The organism is Microcoleus sp. ARI1-B5 (assembly GCF_036705795.1).
Taxonomy (GTDB): Bacteria; Cyanobacteriota; Cyanobacteriia; order Cyanobacteriales; family Microcoleaceae; genus Microcoleus.
On the sequence record NZ_JAUBVK010000005.1, the window covers coordinates 126,565 to 143,441 of the forward strand.

The 16,877-nt window shown below is 46.5% G+C and carries 8 protein-coding genes and 1 other RNA gene; 2 read left to right on the plus strand and 7 right to left on the minus strand.

Translation table 11 applies throughout. The features are described 5' to 3' along the window. Positions 1-220: 220 nt before the first annotated feature. Positions 221-880: a class I SAM-dependent methyltransferase gene (locus QUB63_RS10360; RefSeq protein ID WP_332944939.1), complete on the minus strand. Its 660-nt coding sequence runs from the start codon at positions 878-880 to the stop codon at positions 221-223. Positions 881-1,742: 862 nt separating this feature from the next. On the opposite strand from QUB63_RS10360, the gene QUB63_RS10365 reads away from it, so the two are divergent. Together QUB63_RS10365 and QUB63_RS10370 are read left to right on the plus strand one after the other, a co-directional pair. After that, entirely contained in the window at positions 1,743-3,020 is a 1,278-nt protein-coding gene (locus tag QUB63_RS10365; protein ID WP_332944940.1) for an RNA-guided endonuclease InsQ/TnpB family protein, read from the plus strand. A 178-nt stretch (positions 3,021-3,198) separates the two neighbouring features. Continuing rightward, entirely contained in the window at positions 3,199-5,256 is a 2,058-nt protein-coding gene (locus QUB63_RS10370) for a sensor histidine kinase (RefSeq protein WP_332944941.1), read from the plus strand. A 270-nt stretch (positions 5,257-5,526) separates the two neighbouring features. Here QUB63_RS10370 and QUB63_RS10375 read toward each other — a convergent pair whose 3' ends face one another. The 6 genes from QUB63_RS10375 to groL all read right to left on the minus strand — a co-directional run bounded on the left by QUB63_RS10375 (position 5,527) and on the right by groL (position 16,622). Then, complete coding sequence (locus tag QUB63_RS10375) at positions 5,527-6,630, minus strand: Gfo/Idh/MocA family protein (RefSeq protein ID WP_332944943.1); 1,104 nt, start codon at positions 6,628-6,630, stop codon at positions 5,527-5,529. A 151-nt stretch (positions 6,631-6,781) separates the two neighbouring features. Continuing rightward, positions 6,782-7,489 carry a ribonuclease III gene (rnc, locus tag QUB63_RS10380; protein ID WP_332944945.1) on the minus strand — a complete coding sequence of 236 codons (708 nt, stop codon included), beginning with the start codon at positions 7,487-7,489 and terminating at the stop codon, positions 6,782-6,784. A gap of 217 nt (positions 7,490-7,706) precedes the next feature. Further along, positions 7,707-8,140, minus strand: an RNA gene (gene rnpB / locus QUB63_RS10385) — RNase P RNA component class A. Between the two features lie 367 nt (positions 8,141-8,507). Beyond that, positions 8,508-9,674, minus strand: a complete 1,167-nt coding sequence (gene corA, locus QUB63_RS10390; RefSeq protein ID WP_332944947.1) for a magnesium/cobalt transporter CorA — start codon at positions 9,672-9,674, stop codon at positions 8,508-8,510. A gap of 269 nt (positions 9,675-9,943) precedes the next feature. Then, the gene (locus QUB63_RS10395; RefSeq protein WP_332944948.1) at positions 9,944-14,176 is read right to left on the minus strand and encodes a PAS domain-containing protein; all 4,233 of its coding nucleotides are present in this window, start codon (positions 14,174-14,176) and stop codon (positions 9,944-9,946) included. Between the two features lie 754 nt (positions 14,177-14,930). Beyond that, positions 14,931-16,622 (minus strand): chaperonin GroEL, encoded by a 1,692-nt coding sequence (gene groL, locus QUB63_RS10400; RefSeq protein WP_332944950.1) that lies wholly within the window; start codon positions 16,620-16,622, stop codon positions 14,931-14,933. Positions 16,623-16,877 lie beyond the last annotated feature (255 nt).

Sequence of the window (16,877 nt, forward strand, 5' to 3'; positions counted from 1 at the left end):
ATTTTTTACCCGAAAGAATTGGTTTAAAGCCCAAAGCTTTTTCGGGAAAAATTAAAAGAAGACTATTCATTACTCCAATCCTCGGACTTCCAGGTAGAGGTCGCCCTCTTGCGGTCAACTGTCAAGCGGTCAACTGAACCTGAAACTTATTTTTTACTTTTCATGAGGGCTGATTGTCAATTCAGCAAACAGATTTTGCTGACAACTCACCCATAAAAAATCATAAATTTTCCGGTTTTTCCGTGAACTTACTAGAGCATAACATTGATTTCCAAAGATAGGGACACCGACCAGCAAATTTAAATTTAATGTCGGTGTATCCTTGAGAGGTTAATAACTTGGTCAGCGTCTCTACTGAAAAAAATTTAATGTGACCGTTATCCCAAAGTACGGTAAAATGGTTTTCCATTTTTCCGGAAATAGCTAAGAGCAGGTTTTTTAAATAGCCGTGATAGGGGGTAGAAATAATTAGCGTGCCTCCCGGTTTGAGACATTTTTTGGCATTTTTTGCCAGTTCTTTCGGATAAAGTAAGTGTTCGATTACTTCAATGGCTAAGACAACATCAAATGAGTTCACCATATCGGTATCGGGGAGTTCGTAAATATCTGCTTGGATAAACTGACACTCGGGGAAACTTTGGCTGGAGATGGCAATTCCGGGTGCAGAAGTGTCAATGCCGACAACTTCGCAGCCGTGCTCTGCGATGACGTGACTGAGGCTGCCATTGCCGCAGCCGAGATCCAAAACTCGGAGTTTTGTCGGGCTGGCCTGCTGAAGTGTCGCCAGCATTTCTAGAAGGGGAGATATCAAATAAGCGTGATGATATCTGGGACGGTTGTTTGTGTAATAATACGTATAATTGCTGGAGTTTTTTTTCATCGATTAAGCTATGGAGACTATTGCCGAGACCGCCAATTTACGGGGCGCGGGTGTACTGTTTGGGCCAATGTTCGCCACATTAGGGTTGTGAGAGTCGATCGGCGACTCGATCATCTCATTGTTTGACAGGTGAATTATTGTTACCGAATCAATCCGAGTTCAAAAAAAATATTTCCCCGGGTGCAAAATCTCGAATCGCCCATTCGTTAGCGTTAGCTTTCGCGATCGACACGGAAAGCCCGCCCCTACGGGGGCTACGCCAACGAAGAGGATCGCCCCTTCGATGGGGCATCCCTCGAAGGAATTCGGAAACAAAAAGTTCGATCGAGCATGAATTCTCTCGGTACACTAGCCGGAGACACAACTTTTTGCCTCTTACCTTCGCCCCAAGAGTGCATCCATGCGATTCTACCTTCAACCAACTGCAGTCTGTCAACCCGAGGCTTTTTTGCAGCCTGAAAGATATTGCCCCAGGGCGATCGGGTGCAACTCGATCCGAGAATTGAAGAGGGAAGTGTGACTCAAATCACAGCCATTTGCCCAACAAATTGCTGAGCATCTTTAAGTGAAGACTGGTTGCTAGACGTGCAAAATTTCTACCTAAATCCCTCAAATCTCAGTATCTCGCTCCCATTATTGCAGCCATTCATCCAGTTTTTGTCTCAGGGGCTTGGGCCGCGATCGGGTATCGCCTTTATTCTTTCTCTCACACCTACTTTTACCTTGGCTTGTAGTGGAATTCAATCGAATGGTTCTTCATTTTAGGGGAGGAAACCTCATCTATTGTGCTTTTTGAAAGTCATTGACATTTTCTCTTAGCTGTTGATATATTTGCAGGTATAGCTGCAAATTGGGTAAAACAATGTACAGTCTGAAACTAGAGCTAAAAATGAATAATAAAGAACGCTCTTTGCTATATGGCTGTGCAGGTTTTGGTAGGCTTGTTTATAACTGTGGATTATCCATACTAACCCAGTCATGGCAATTTGAGGGAATCACAGCCAGCGCTCCTAAACGATTAGCTGAAATCGATAAAGTCTTTACCAACCATGCCAAAACCCAGCCTGATAATTCTTGGATGAAAGGCTATCGATCGGCTATCTATTCATCAGCACTGAGGAATTTAGATAAAGCTATCCAAGGGTGGCGACTAGGTAAATCAGGCTTTTCTCAATTCAAATCAAAAAAGAGAGGTGATAGTTTCACCTCCTTCAAAAAGTCAGGGGTATACCCTGCAAAGGGTGAAGCAATGATGCCATTTACTAATCGCCAATTCCGACCCAAGGGGAAGCGAATCACAATCGCGGGTTGGGGAAACTTTAGACTCAAGCAAGCAAGACCATTTCTTGGTTCTAGCCAAACATTCAGTATCTCTAGGACAGCAGACAAATGGTTTGTCTCCTTTGCTCTGGATATTGACAAGATTCCACCAAGAGTGCATCAAGTTCAGTCTGCTGGTATTGACTTAGATGTCAAATGCTTGACCTGCTTGTCTGATGCCTCCTTCATTGTTGCACCACAAATCCTGAAAACAGCGAAAACCAAGCTGAGTCAGGAGCAGTGGCACAACCGTAACAAGCAATTAGGGAACCGTCGTCAAGAAATTAGAGCATCTAACAATGCCTTGAAATACTACTACCGAAAACTAGCAAGAAGACACGCCGATATTGCTAACTTCAGACGAAATTTTTTGCAAAAAACAACAACCGATCTCAGCCGAAAATACTACCAGATTCGGATGGAAGACCTCAACATCTCTGGCATGATGGCCAATCAAAAATTAGCCCTCGCAATTTCGAGCTTAGGCTTAGATGAATTCGGGAGAATGTTGACCTACAAAGCGGCATTTTTAGGAACAAAGCTAGAACAGGTTGACAGGTGGTTTCCTTCCTCTAAAATCTGCTCTTGCTGTGGCAATATTCGGCAAAGGCCTCTGAAGGAACCTGTATATAGCTACAATCGATGTGGTGTTTCTATCAATCGCGATCTAAAAGCAGCAATAATAAATCTGGAAAATGGCCCCAAGACCCTTGTACGTGCGGCAAGCGCGGAATTAACGCCTGTAAACCAGAAGATGCCGTCATCCTTGCTTGAAGCAGGAAGCAAACGTCAATTTAAGCCAAATGCTAGATTTGAGTAAGTTTTGTGTTGCACACTTAGAATCGAGATTACTACAGTGGCTTCTATAATTGTGTTTAAATGTTGTTCTGAAGCTGTGTTGTCCGGTCAGCAGAGCACCCTAGACCGATTCGCGCTTTCCGTCTGGTTGATTGCACTATGGTCGCTGTTGGTGTTGCACCTTAATTTTGATATGTCCTATGGTTAAGTTAGGTCAATCCTCCTTTCGCCGTATTTTACTGTCGCGGATTTTGCTGCTCAGCGTACCTGTTCTACTGGTGGGGGAGTATGTTACCTATCGCAAGGCACGCTCGACGCTGCTGGAAACTGCTCGTCAAAATTTGACAGAAAGTGCAGTCAGAAAAGCAGAAACTATTGAACAGTGGTCGAAATCGCTGAAGTCGAATCTGATCGGCGCTTCGGAAAACTCGATGTTGCAGTCTGTGGAGCCGAAGGATTATCAAAAGTTTATCGCGCAATTAGGGCAGCGGTTGCCAGGCCAGGTTGATTGCTTGCAATTGACTAATTTACAGACAAATCAAGTGATAGCGAGCACTTGCGGGCAGCAGCCGATTCAGTCGCTGCCTGCCAATTTTTGGCCGCGAGTGCAGCAGCAGCAAACTCTGCTGGACGAGAAGAGCGTTTACATCAGTCTGTCGTGGCCTCTGCAGCGACAGGGGAAAGCCAACGGCAAGAAGGTGGCTGTGGGTGCTGAGGATTTTCCTGATGCGAGTAAAGAAGGCCGCGACACCCAAGTGAGTTTGGTGTTGAGTGCTCCTGTTTATACTCGTCGGGGCAACAGCCGGCAGTTGAGTTATGCTTTGAGTTTGCAGTCGGCGCTGCCGGTGCAAACCAGCGCTCCCAAGGGTTCTCTAGCCGGCTATACGGTGGCTATAGACCAAGATGGGACGATTTTGGCGCACCCGAATATCAACCGCGTAGGCCGCAATATCGACGCAGAGGCAGATGCCGATCGACTAAAAAGTATTGTCAGAAGGGCGATGGCTGGCGGACAAGCTTTTCTCCACCTATTTTCCTTTGAAAGAAATGGCGTAGAGTTGCTAGCAGGATACGCTGCTATCCCCAGTCCTTCAACTAGAAAGGAGAACAGCAAGTGGATTATTTTAGCTGTCTCTCGTTTAGATTACGCTCTGTCAGGTTTGGAAGAAATTCAGCAAGTTTTATTTAATTTAATTGTGGGCTTGGTTGCTGCTAGTATCATGGCGACTTTATATCTGTCTCGCGACTTGGCGCGTCCTTTGGAAAAACTGAGAGACTACGCGCAGAAAGTGGATACAGCAGAAACGCCCCAAGCAGTGCCGCAAAATTTTCAAATTAGAGAATTCAATCAACTATCAGAAGCACTCAACAGCATGGTGCAGCGCCTCAGATCCTGGGCCCAAGAATTGGAAGTCGCAACGAAGGAAGCGCAAGTTGCAAATCAGTTAAAAAATGAATTTTTGGGCAATATTTCTCACGAATTGAGAACACCGCTCAACGGGATTATTGGTTTTATTCAAATTGTGCGGGACGGCTACTGCGATGACCGAGATGAAGAGATGGAGTTCTTGCAGCGGGCTCACGACTCGTCAATGCAATTGCTAAATATTATTAATGATATTTTGGACATTGCTAAAATAGAAGCCGGCACGTTCTCCCTGATGTTAGAAGTAGTTGATATTACCCAGGTACTTGAAGACGCGATTGATTTGCAAGCTGCTCAAATTGAAGAAAAAGGTTTGAAATTAAAGTTGCCTGCTCCTCACGATCCGATTATTGTTCATGCCGATCCAGAAAAGCTAAAACAGGTGTTTTTGAACGTATTGAGCAATGCCGTTAAGTTTACCGATTCTGGCAGCATTAGTATATCTGTGCGCCTTGAATCGAGGAGTAATTCTGGTGTTTTTAACGGCAATGCCTCGGAAAGTACGACGGGTCACAGCAGTCAAAGCGATTGGGTGGTAGTGACAATTAAAGATACGGGAATTGGTATCGAGCCCGAGCAGCAGCAAAAATTGTTTCAACCTTTTGTGATGGCTGATGGTTCTACAACTCGCAGGTTTGGCGGTAACGGCTTGGGCTTGGCTATTTCCCGAAGGATTATGGAATCTATGATCGGAAGCATTACACTGCACAGCGCGGGTGTGAATCAAGGTACTGCGGTGATGATTTCTTTGCCTGTCAATCAGCAGTCAAGTTTTTATTTTCACAGCCCGGACTTGGTAACGGAAAAGGGAAATTTAAAAAATTATGACTGATACCAAATCCCGGTTAAATATCCCCTTTATCTTTCGGCGGTTGAAACCGCTGTCGCGAGTCAAACTTTCGTGTCCTCGGCCGACTGAAGACATAAAGGGGGTTTCAAACCCGGATTTGGTATGATATCATCTCTGGTGAATTACCAATAAAAAATGTTTGTAGTGAGGACTTTAGTCCTCTGATTTTTATGAGGACTTGCATTCCCCACTACAAACCAATTTTATGGCTGTCTTTCCAACGGAAATGATATGATTTTCTTAATCTAAAATCTAAAATGGTATCAGGGGCTGTCCGCCGAGTTCGAGGGATTTGCTCAAAGCGCTGAGAATGCGGATTAATTCGACGGAAGCCGAGCCGGAAGAGGTAGGACAAGGGGTATTTGTTTGCACGCTGTTGAGGAAGCGATCGCACACTCGCCGCAGCGGTTCTACTTGTTCTAAACTTAATATTTCGCGACTTTTGATGCTAGTAGTTGGCTGCGGTACGCGCGGCGAAGCTATCCCGTAGGGAATCGCACTTTCAAAAGAATTATGCTCTTCACGCCCACAATTGGGATTACCGCGCTGCAAAATCAGGGGAGTTTCTGGCGACATTTCATCAAAAATCAAGGTGCCCAAACTGCCAACAACTGTTAAGCGCCGTTGTTTGTCGGGATTTAGCCAGCACAGGTGAATGAATGCTTGAAATCCGTCGGGATAAGTGAGCGTTACCCAAACTAAATCTGCTAGTCCTTCTTCTTGATTTATTCCTTCTTCCCTGTGATTTATTCCTTCTTCCTTCGGAAATACAGTGCCCGTTGCTCTGACTTGAATTGGAGTTTGTTCGAGCCAAGTATTAAAAATAGCGATATCGTGAACGGCCAAGTCCCAAAGGGCATCAACATCGTGCCGCACAGGTTCAAAATGGGTGCGCTGGGCGTAACCGTAGCGCAAGGTTCCGAGTTGATGCTGCTGAATAATCGTTTGGCCGCGATCGACTGCAGGATGAAACAGATAAGTGTGATCGACGAAGAGTTGCCGCTGCTGTTTTTGGGCTAATTCGCAGAGTTCTATTGCTTCACTGAGGTTGAGGGCGAGGGGTTTTTCTGCTAAGACGTGATAGCCGAGTTGCAGGGCTGCTGCTGCGAGGGTGTAGTGTGTGGAAGCTGGAGTGGCGATCGCCACAGCTTCCAGTCCCGGCAATGCTTGCACTTGTGACCAATCGGTAGCTAGAATCACCGAGGGATGGAGATTAAACTGTTTTTGGACAGCCACCAATGAATCTCGATTCGGGTCTACCACCGCTAAAACTTGGCTGTTGGGATGTTCGAGAAAGTTGCGAATTAGGTTAACTCCCCAGCGGCCCGCACCCAATACAGCTATTGAGATTTTCATTGATGATAATTTCAAAAATCGCACAGCTATTATAGCATAATTGGGAATTATTGGATCTGTTTTAATCCTAAAAAATGCGAATGCGAATTCCAATCCCCAATCCCCAATCCCCAATTACCGATGACTAATAACAACTGCCAACTGTCAACTGTCAACTGTCAACTGTCAACTGACTAAAAGCTGCCTGAGCCGCGGCTTGTTCGGCCGCTTTGATCGATCGACCTTTTCCCTCTGCTACCAACTCTCCCTGAATGTGAACCTCGGCGGTAAAACGATCCTCGCCGCCCTGCACTGTCCCCGTTTCTTTCACGCTATATTTGGGCAAAGTTTTGTATTTACCTTGAGTCAACTCTTGGAGAGCAGCTTTGTAATTTTGGCGGGCCGGATCGCTGCGAATTTCCGCCGCTAGGCGTTGAAAGTGACCATCTAACCAAGGGCGAATTAATTCTAACGTCTGGGCACTCAAATAAAGGGCGGCGAGTACCGCTTCCAAAGCATCGGCCAGCCGGGGCTCGGCGCCTGTTTTGTCTGCGGCGGCGCTGCTGGAAACAATTAAATAGCGATCGAACCCGTAACTTTCAGCGATTTTAGCAAGAATGCGATCGCTCACCAAGATCGATCGAATAGCAGCAAATTCCCCCACTGTACAGTCAGGATAAATCTCAAACAACAATTCCGACGCCGCCAGCCGCACGACTGCATCGCCCACAAACTCTAATTGCTCGTAATTTGCCTTAGCTGACGCACTCGCATGAGTCAAAGCTAAATCGACGAGATGCCATTTTATCGAAGCATTCTTCGGCAGTCCCAATTTTTGAATTAATATTTCTAGTTGCTTTTGGCGACCCGGATAAATCATACGATTTTAGATTTTAGATTTTAGATTTTAGAATGACTGATGACTATCATGGTTTGAAGCTTGTCTACTGTTGCTTTTTTTTTGAGTGGGAGCAGATTCATATTAATAAAAAAAAGTTTTTTTTTAAATAAATATTATGTATGGTGCTATAAAGCCGCGCACCTTACCCAAAATACTCCTCCGCGTGCTTAGGGGCGCACCTTACGGAAATTGGAGGGGAAAAAGTCGGACATAAGCCGGGTTCTGTTATCTCAACTGCAAGCAGTTTTCGACGGCAGTTATCTATCTGGGACGCCTGTTACCAGACGCCTCAAGCGGTACCAAAAAACGGAACTGGTAAAAAACCAACCGTAGTCCCTCCGACCTTGCTCCCAACCGGGGTTTACCGAGCCAGCACCTCTCGATGCTGCTGGTGCGCTCTTACCGCACCTTTGCACCCTTACCCCCTAACAATTTGCGATTTTTGACGATCGATTTTTGATGCAATCTCAAATCGAAAAATGGAAAATCTCAAATTGGGGGCGGTATCTTTCTGTGGCACTATCCTCACGATCGCTCGCACTGGGCGTTACCCAGCAAATTTGGTTTTTCGGGAGCCCGGACTTTCCTCAGACCAGCTTTCGCCAATCCGCAACCGCCTGCGCCTACTTTTTCCCCAGATTTATTGTACAGGAATCGAGCGATTTTAGATTTGAGATTTTAGATTTTAGATTCTTCGACTTCGCGAGCGAACAAGTTTTCAATTTTAGATTTACTTGCAGCACTGAATCTGGGAGCTTGAGGATTTTTGATTGATGATACCAGGATTTATGACACGGCTGCAACCCGGGGCTAGAAACCCGGTTTCTTCCTTCTATTTCTCGTTACTAAACACAAAATCTCCTAGAAACCGGGTTTCTGAGGTCAGCGCGCGCAAGTGCCACAGTTGCATTTTTTTTCAACTGGTATAACAAACATATCAACGCCGTCTCCCGAAAAATGTCGTGGGTCGCGATCGCATTTGATGGAACTTCCCAGTTCAGTCATCTTTCAGAGTAGAAAAGTTTTCAAACCAGCCGCGCCGCCAAAAGAAGTAAACTAAAGTAGAGGCGATCGCTAGCATCAGCGCCCAACAAAGCGGATAGCCAAAATACCAGTTCAGTTCTGGCATATTTAAGGGCGATTTCTCTGTATTAAAATTCATCCCGTATACCCCCGCCACAAAAGTGAGAGGAATAAAGATACTAGAAATCACCGTCAGCAGTTTCATGATTTCATTCATTTTATTGCCAACCGAAGACAGATAAACATCCATTAAACCCGAAGACAACTCTCGATAAGTTTCCACCATATCCATCACCTGCACCGTGTGATCGTAACAGTCGCGCAGGTAAATTCGCACCTCTGGACTAATCAAATCGCTGCTATCTCGAATTAGCACGTTAATTGCATCCCGCTGCGGCCAAATTGCGCGGCGCAGCGTCAGCAATTCTCGCCGGATTTTATAGATTTTTTCCAGAGTTTTTCGGGTGGGGTTCACCACCACTTCATCCTCTAACTCTTCAATCCGCTCTCCGTAAAGTTCTAATACAGGGAAAAATCCATCTATGATTGAATCTAGGAGAGTATAAGCCAGATAATCTGCTCCGTGTTTGCGAATAATTCCTTGTCCTTTACGAATGCGATCGCGCACGGGGCCAAAACAATCATAGTCCGGTTCTTCCTGAACAGTTAGCAAGTAATGCTTGCCCAAAATCAAGCTTACTTGTTCTTTATGAAAATTATCGGACTGAGGCTTAATCATCACCATCCAAGCAATGATTAACAGGTGTTCTTCATAGTCTACAACTTTCGGTCGCTGAGGAACATTAACCACATCTTCCTGAGCCATCACGTGCAAATTAAATACTTCGCCCATTTGTCGCCAAGTCTCTTTGTTTCCCAATCCCAACATATCAACCCAAGAAACAGATGCTGTATCTAAATAGGCAGCAGCTTCTTGAGGATTTACCAAGTTTTTGGGGCGAGTAGCTCCTGTCTCGCAATAGTCAATTAATACAATGTCTGGAGGCGGTGCATCGGGTTCTAAGTCGAGAGTTCCCGGCAGCGCCCCCGGAGCGTCATAAAAATAGTCAACATAGGAATCATCATCATCTTTAATTGGTTTTGTAACTGCACTAGAAGTATGTATGCTTTTGTATACCATGTCTATATTCCTTACTTTTAGTATCTTTAATTAGGTTATCACTTTTTTGGTACTTGTACCAATTAAGCATGGTATGAATAAGCTTAACTATGACTGGCCCACCCGATATCAGAAACCCGGTTTCTTTGAGAATTATCGTCGTCCAATAAATATCTTATAAGAAACCGGGTTTCTTGGCCTGGGCTCTATTAAATCACCAATGACCAATTTCCAATGACCAATTCCCAATTCCCAAATCTAAAATCTAAAATCTAAAATCTAAAATAGTGTTATCTTTGCTTAATTGGAATCTCGATCGCAAATTCAGTTCCCCCTCCCGGCGCCGAAATGCAGCGCAGCGCGCCCCTGTGTCTTTCCACCACAATCTGATAGGATATAGAGAGTCCCAAACCAGTACCTTTGCCTACTGGTTTGGTAGTAAAAAACGGGTCAAATATCCGAGATTTAACAGACTCTGCCATTCCCGACCCGTTATCACAAATGGCGATCGCCACCCGATTGTTCTCCAAAACCTCCGTGCGAATCCGAATCGAAGGCAATGCGTCGCCACCCAAAGGTAAACTCGGAAAATTTTGCCGTTCCCCATCCGTTGCACTCGCCAATTCCCACTTTCTATTTCTGACATCAGCTAAAGCATCAATAGCATTATTTAAAATATTCATAAACACTTGATTTAACTGTCCCACGTAGCACTGTACTGGTGGCAGTATTCCATATTCTTTAACTATTTCAATCTGGCGATTTCTGCCATTTTCTTTAAATTTGTGTTGCAAAATTAACAGAGCGCTGTCAATTCCTTCGTGAATATCAACACGTTTAATATCTGATTCTTCCAGCCGGGAAAAGTTGCGCAAAGACAGAACGATTTCGCGAATCCGATCTGCTCCTATTTGAATTGACTTCAGCAGGTGCGGGAAATCCTCTTTCATAAATTCCACTTCTATTTGCTCGGCAAACTCCGAAAGCGCAGAAACAGGTTCCGGGTAATATTGTTGATACAAACTGCACAGTTGCAGCAAGTTATTGGCATACTCGCTAGCGTAAATAATATTACCGTATATAAAAGTGACAGGATTATTAATTTCGTGAGCAATTCCCGCGACTAGCTGTCCCAAACTCGACATTTTTTCGGCTTGAATTAGTTGAGTTTGAGTCCTTCCTAATTGTTTCAATGTTTGCTCAAGCTCGCGATTTTTATGTTTTAATTGAGATTCGGCTTGTTTGCGCTTGGTAATATTGCGGGCGATGGCGATCGCCTGATTCGAGTTAAAAGGCAGCAATCTCGCTTCATAAGTTTCTTCTCCTGACGGCATGGTTAGGGAATACTCTAAATTAACTGGAGTTCTGTTTTCTACAACTTCACGAATAGCCTGAGCGAGCGGGCTGGCGGCAGTTGGCGGCAATATATCGGTCATTCGTTGACCCACAAAATACTCGGGACTTAGGTACAAATCCGCAGAATTTCCTGACAAGTAATCCAAAATAATGCCGTCAGCATTGAGGCGGAAATACAAATCGGGCAACGCCAGAAAAACTGATTCCAACTCAGAAGTTTTTTGGCGCAATGCTTCTTGGGCGCAGTAGCGATCGCTAATATCCAAAATCACCCCATCCAAACAGCAAACGCTCCCATCTGCCTCGAACACTGGAGAACCTTTATCCCACACCCATTTTACCGTGCCGTCTGCTGCTAGCAAGCGGTATTCCAAATTATAAGACTGTTTGTTTTCGATTCCTTGCAGAATTGTTGCTTCTACTTTTGCCAAATCTTCCGGGTAAATAATGCTAGCAAAAGTCCTGCCTCCGCTGTCCAAAGGCGAAATAAAATCTGCAGCCTGGTAGCCCGCTAGTAAGTAAACGGCATCGCTAATAAAACTTGTCGAAAAATCGCACTGCCAGCGATAAACCACGCCGGGAATATTAGCTACCAAAGAGCGATATCTGGCGGCGCTCCGGCGCAAAGCTGCTTCCGACTCATGGCGTTCTGTAATATCGTGAGCGAAAGTTAGCACTGCAAATATATTAGTTTCAGCGTCGCGCAGAGCGACTTTTTGGGTGTCAAAAATATGTACTGAACCGTCAGCAACCGTTGCCGGAGAGCAGGGATTGTGGATTATTTCACCCGCCAGTACAGCAGAGTCGTCTGTGCGGAATCCTCGGATATTTTTGGCTAAATTACCAAATATTTGCTCTTGTGAAAATCCTAATTCTAAATCGGATTTGCCAATTATTTCTTCGACTGTTTTGCCGATCGCTCGAGCGAAACTCTTGTTTGCCAAAATATAGCGAAATGTTTTGTCTTTGGCAAAAATCCAGTCGCTAGTTTTGTCTATTACCGTGCGCAGCAGTTCTTCGGAACGTTCGGTTTGCTCCAAAGCTACTTTTAGTTCTAATTCCAGGCACTTGCGATCTGTAATGTTTTCAAATGCAACGCCGACGGAGTTGTTAGGTAAGGGAAAAGCTTTAATAGAAAAAGCGCGAGTTATTCTGCCGGATTCATCGCAGTCAATATCTTCAAGTTCTAGGGCTTTTTGGCTGCGAATTACCGAAGCAAATGCTTGGGGAATGTTTTTCGATCGCCAATGCGGAAAAATTTCGTCGATTGTCATGCCCAAAACGTCGGCCATTTCTAGCCCGGTAAACCGCGTAGCAGCGGGATTCGAGGCGATCGCCCTCAAGGTGGTATCATCGTCTATATTTTCCAAATGGTAGACGTACAAACCAATTTGCATATTCTCGACAATTTGGTCGTAGAGGCGCACGCTTTCGTCTACCTGCCTGCGTTCGGTAATATCTTCAGTAATCCCCAAAACGTACTGAGGATGCCCCTGAGCGTCGAGAATTGGCACTTTGCGGGTGTGCAGTATCCTCATACCTTTGTGGCGAGTTTGGATCGGCTCTTCGGCTATTTCTTTAACAGTAGATTGGTGGTGGTGACCGGTCAATATTTCCCTGTCTTGAGCGGTGAAAACATCAGCTTGTTCTTTGGGGTAAATATCGTAGTCATTTTTGCCGATCGCCTCTTGAGAGGTAACACCTGCGATCGTTTCTCCCGCTTTATTCCACAGCACAAATTTCAGCGAAGAAGCATCTTTAGCAAAAACTCCCACCGGCAGATTTTCTACTACAGAATTGAGGAACCCTCTAGCTGATTTTAATTCAGCTTCTGCGCGCTTGCGTTCGATGCCTAAAGCGATGACATCGGCCACCGATGATAAAGTTGCCTGAAAGGGTGCACTCAGCGGCTGGCGGCTGATAATTACCATGACTCCCACCAGCCTTTCTTCGACAATTAAAGGGTAGCCGGCGAAGGTGAGAATTTGCTGGGGAATTTGGCAATTTGCCGGATTTTGACGGCTGTTGATAATTGCTAATTCGGAACTGTATGCCGCTGTTGGTGCGGATTCTTCTTCTGGCAGCCCAAAATTATTCAGTTCAAATCCGCAGTCAAATTGCGGTTTTTGCTGTTGGGCGATCGAGTTAACCTTACTTTTAATAAAGCTAGCCCGATCGTCTGTGCGGCTGTAGATTCCCGAGGATGCTTGCAATTCCAAAACATTGTATTGAGAGTTGAAAGTCCAAATTTCAGCAGAGGCGACATCGAGATTTCGCACCATTGCCTCGCAGCAGGGCAGCAGGATATCTTGAGGGTGTTTGGTGAGGGCAATACCGACATCGGCTACCATTGCTGTGAGGCGAGAAGCTTGGGCTTTTTCTGCTTCCAACCGTTTGCGATCGGTGATATCTTCCACCAAAGAAAGCACGGTAAAAGAGTCGCCGCTGCCAATAATCGAGTTGAACCAGCGACACCAAATTACCTGTCCGCTTTTAGTTTTATTTTGAGTGATGGAAGTATTGCCGTTGCCGGAGGCTAGTTCGAGTTCGATCGCACTTACAGCCTCTCTATCTTCCTCGCAAACCAAATCCAAATCGCCGAACTGCTTGCCCATCATATCATCGGATGTCCAGCCAAAGATTTCTTGGGCGCGTTTCGACCACTGAACGATCCGAAAATCCTCATCCCAGCCTACCATTGCCAGGGGACTGTTAGCTGCATTCAACCACAGTAAATGGTTCGATCTGCGCAACTGTTGAGTTTTCTGCTGCTGCCAGCGGTAGTGCCTGGTGATATCTCTACCGACGCCCAACACCCGCATCTCGTTGCTAGAGGCATCCACCGCTGGCGTGTAAGCCGTTTCGTAAATTTTAATCCCGCCATCTGCCACCGTCACCTCGTGAATTGCCAGCTTTTTTTCACCGGTGATAAATACTTGTTGCAGGCAGGAATCAATCTGCGAGATTATGTTTTTAAGAGCAGCATTATTGGGATATAATTTCAATAATTCCTGATTAGTTTTGTTGACTATTTCAGCAGGCTCCAATCCCATCCAAGCAGCAGCAACGGGATTAACTGATAGGTATTTTTGCTGTCGATCGCACTCTAGGAAAGCATCAACAGAGTTAGAGAAAAAAGACTGTAACGAGTTGATAACTTCCTGCATGGGTATTTTTTGAGCGCTTGCAAGTTAAGCTTTAAATTTTTCCTAAAGTTAGTTTAACTCACTCAAATATTTTTGGGCACTTTACTGCTGCAGTTCCCGGTGCAATTTTCGGCGCAATCCCCTATCATACAAAAATTTTCAGGAAATAGTATTTTTCGGAATATAACTTAATTAGAGCAGATGCTCTTTTTTTTAACAAGACGCATCGGATACAAAAGGAGAAGAGAGAGGGGAGAGGGGGAGAGGGGGAGAGAGGGGGAGAGGGGGAGAGAGGGGGGGAGAGGGGGAGATGGGGAGAGGGGGAGATGGGGAGAGGGGGAGAGAGGGGGGGAAGAGGGGGAGATGGGGAGATGGGGAGAGGGGGAGAGGGGGAGATGGGGAGAGGGGGAGAGGGGGAGAGAGGGGGGGAAGAGGGGGAGATGGGGTGCGCGCAAAGCGTGTCAACTCAAGCCTGGAACCATTGATAAAACTAGCTTTTATCCGAGGTTAGATCCCCCTACATCCCCCTTAAGAAGGGGAGTAGGGGTTGACGAAAGAACGCTTCCGGTTGCCCCCTACTCCCCCCTTAAGAAGGGGGGCTAGGGGGGATCGGACTTAAGAAGGGGGACGAAAGAGCGCTTCCGGTTGCCCCCTACTCCCCCCTTGGAAAGGGGAGTAGGGGTCGAGTAGGGGGCTCTTCCTGCGGGGGGATCGGAGGGCTTAATCGTCAAACAGCAGTCGGGCAATACATTAGACGTTAAGTTGACAATGATGACTACATCATGCCCATGCCGCCCATGCCGCCCATGCCGCCCATGCCGCCCATGCCGCCCATGCCGCCCATGCCGCCCATGCCGCCCATGTCGCCCATGTCGCCGCCGGCTTTTTTCGGTTCGGGTTTTTCGACAATCACAGCTTCAGTGGTCAACACCATACCAGCAATGGAACCGGCATTCTGTAAAGCCGATCGCACAACCTTGGCCGGATCGATAATCCCAGCGGCAATCATATCTTCGTACACGTCGGTGAGAGCGTTGTAGCCAACGTTCAACTCGCTACCCCGCACTCGCTCGATCGCGATCGAACCTTCAACACCAGCATTATCAGCGATTTGACGCAAAGGAGCTTCCAAAGCTTTCGCCACCAAGTCAGCGCCTACTTGTTCTTCAGCGTCTAAAGTATTTCTGATTGCATCTATTTTTGAAATCAGGTGAATCAGCGTCGTGCCGCCTCCAGCCACGATACCTTCTTCCACAGCAGCTTTAGTAGCGTTGAGAGCGTCTTCAATGCGCAGTTTGCGGTCTTTGAGCTCGGTTTCGGTAGCTGCGCCTACTTTAATTACAGCGATACCGCCGGCGAGTTTGGCAATGCGTTCGGTCAATTTTTCTGTGTCGTAGTCAGAATCGGTTGCTGCTAGCTGCTTGCGGATTTGCTCGATCCGTTTTTGCACGTCTGCTTTGTTTTCGTCGCCAGCGACAATGATGGTGTTTTCTTTGTCGATCGTAATTTTGCGGGCGGTACCGAGCATTTCTAGTGTTGCGGTATCAATGCTGAGTCCGACTTCTTCGGAAATCAGTTGACCGCCGGTGAGAACGGCGATATCTTGAAGCATAGCTTTGCGCCGATCGCCAAAACCAGGAGCTTTGGTAGCTGCGATGTTCAACACGCCGCGCGCTTTGTTGATGACCAAAGTTGCCAAAGCTTCGCCTTCAATATCTTCGGCGATAATTACCAGGGGTTGACCGGTGCGGGCGACTTTTTCGAGAACCGGAATTAGTTCTTGAATGACGTTAATTTTTTTGTCGGTAATCAGGATGCGAGCGTTTTCGTACTCTACTTCCATGCGATCGCCGTTAGTGACGAAATACGGCGAAAGATATCCGCGATCGTACTGCATCCCTTCGACAACTTCCAATTCTGTGGTCAGAGATTTCGACTCTTCAACAGTAATTACGCCGTCTTTGGTGACTTTTTCCATTGCTTGAGCAATCATGGCGCCAACTTCTTCGTCGTTACCGGCGGAGACAGTGGCGACTTGAGCAATGGCCGATCCTTCCACGGGTTTCGCCAATTTTTCGATTTCTACGACTAAGTGGGCGATCGTTTTTTCAATACCCCGGCGCAGCGCGACTGGATTTGCGCCTGCTGCGACATTCTTCAAACCTTCGCGGATCAGGGATTGAGCGATCACCGTGGCGGTTGTAGTGCCGTCGCCTGCGATATCTTTAGTTTTGGAGGCGACTTCTTGAATTAAGCGAGCGCCGGCATTTTCCAAGGGGTCTTCGAGTTCGATGTCTCTAGCAACGGTGATACCGTCGTTAACGATTTGGGGAGCGCCGTATTTCTTTTCTAATAGGACGTTCCGGCCTTTCGGGCCCAAGGTGATGCGGACAGCATCGGCGAGTTGATTGACGCCGCGTTCTAGGGCCCGCCGAGATTTGTCGCTAAATGCAACTATTTTGGTCATGTTTGTCTCCTGTCGCTTACATTAGCAAATTTAGCACTCTCTGACTCTGAGTGCTAAGCCGATCGATTTTAGATTGTAGCGTGCCCCTCAGGAGTGCGGGGGATGGCGGGGGCGGATGGGGGATTTGGGCGATGCCTGAGGACACGGCACTGCCGTTTCCCTACCTACCCGCTGCGGGGAGACGGCACTGCCGTGTCCTCATAGATATAATGTGGTTTGTGACATATCGCCCGATCGGCTTGTGCTTCAAATCCA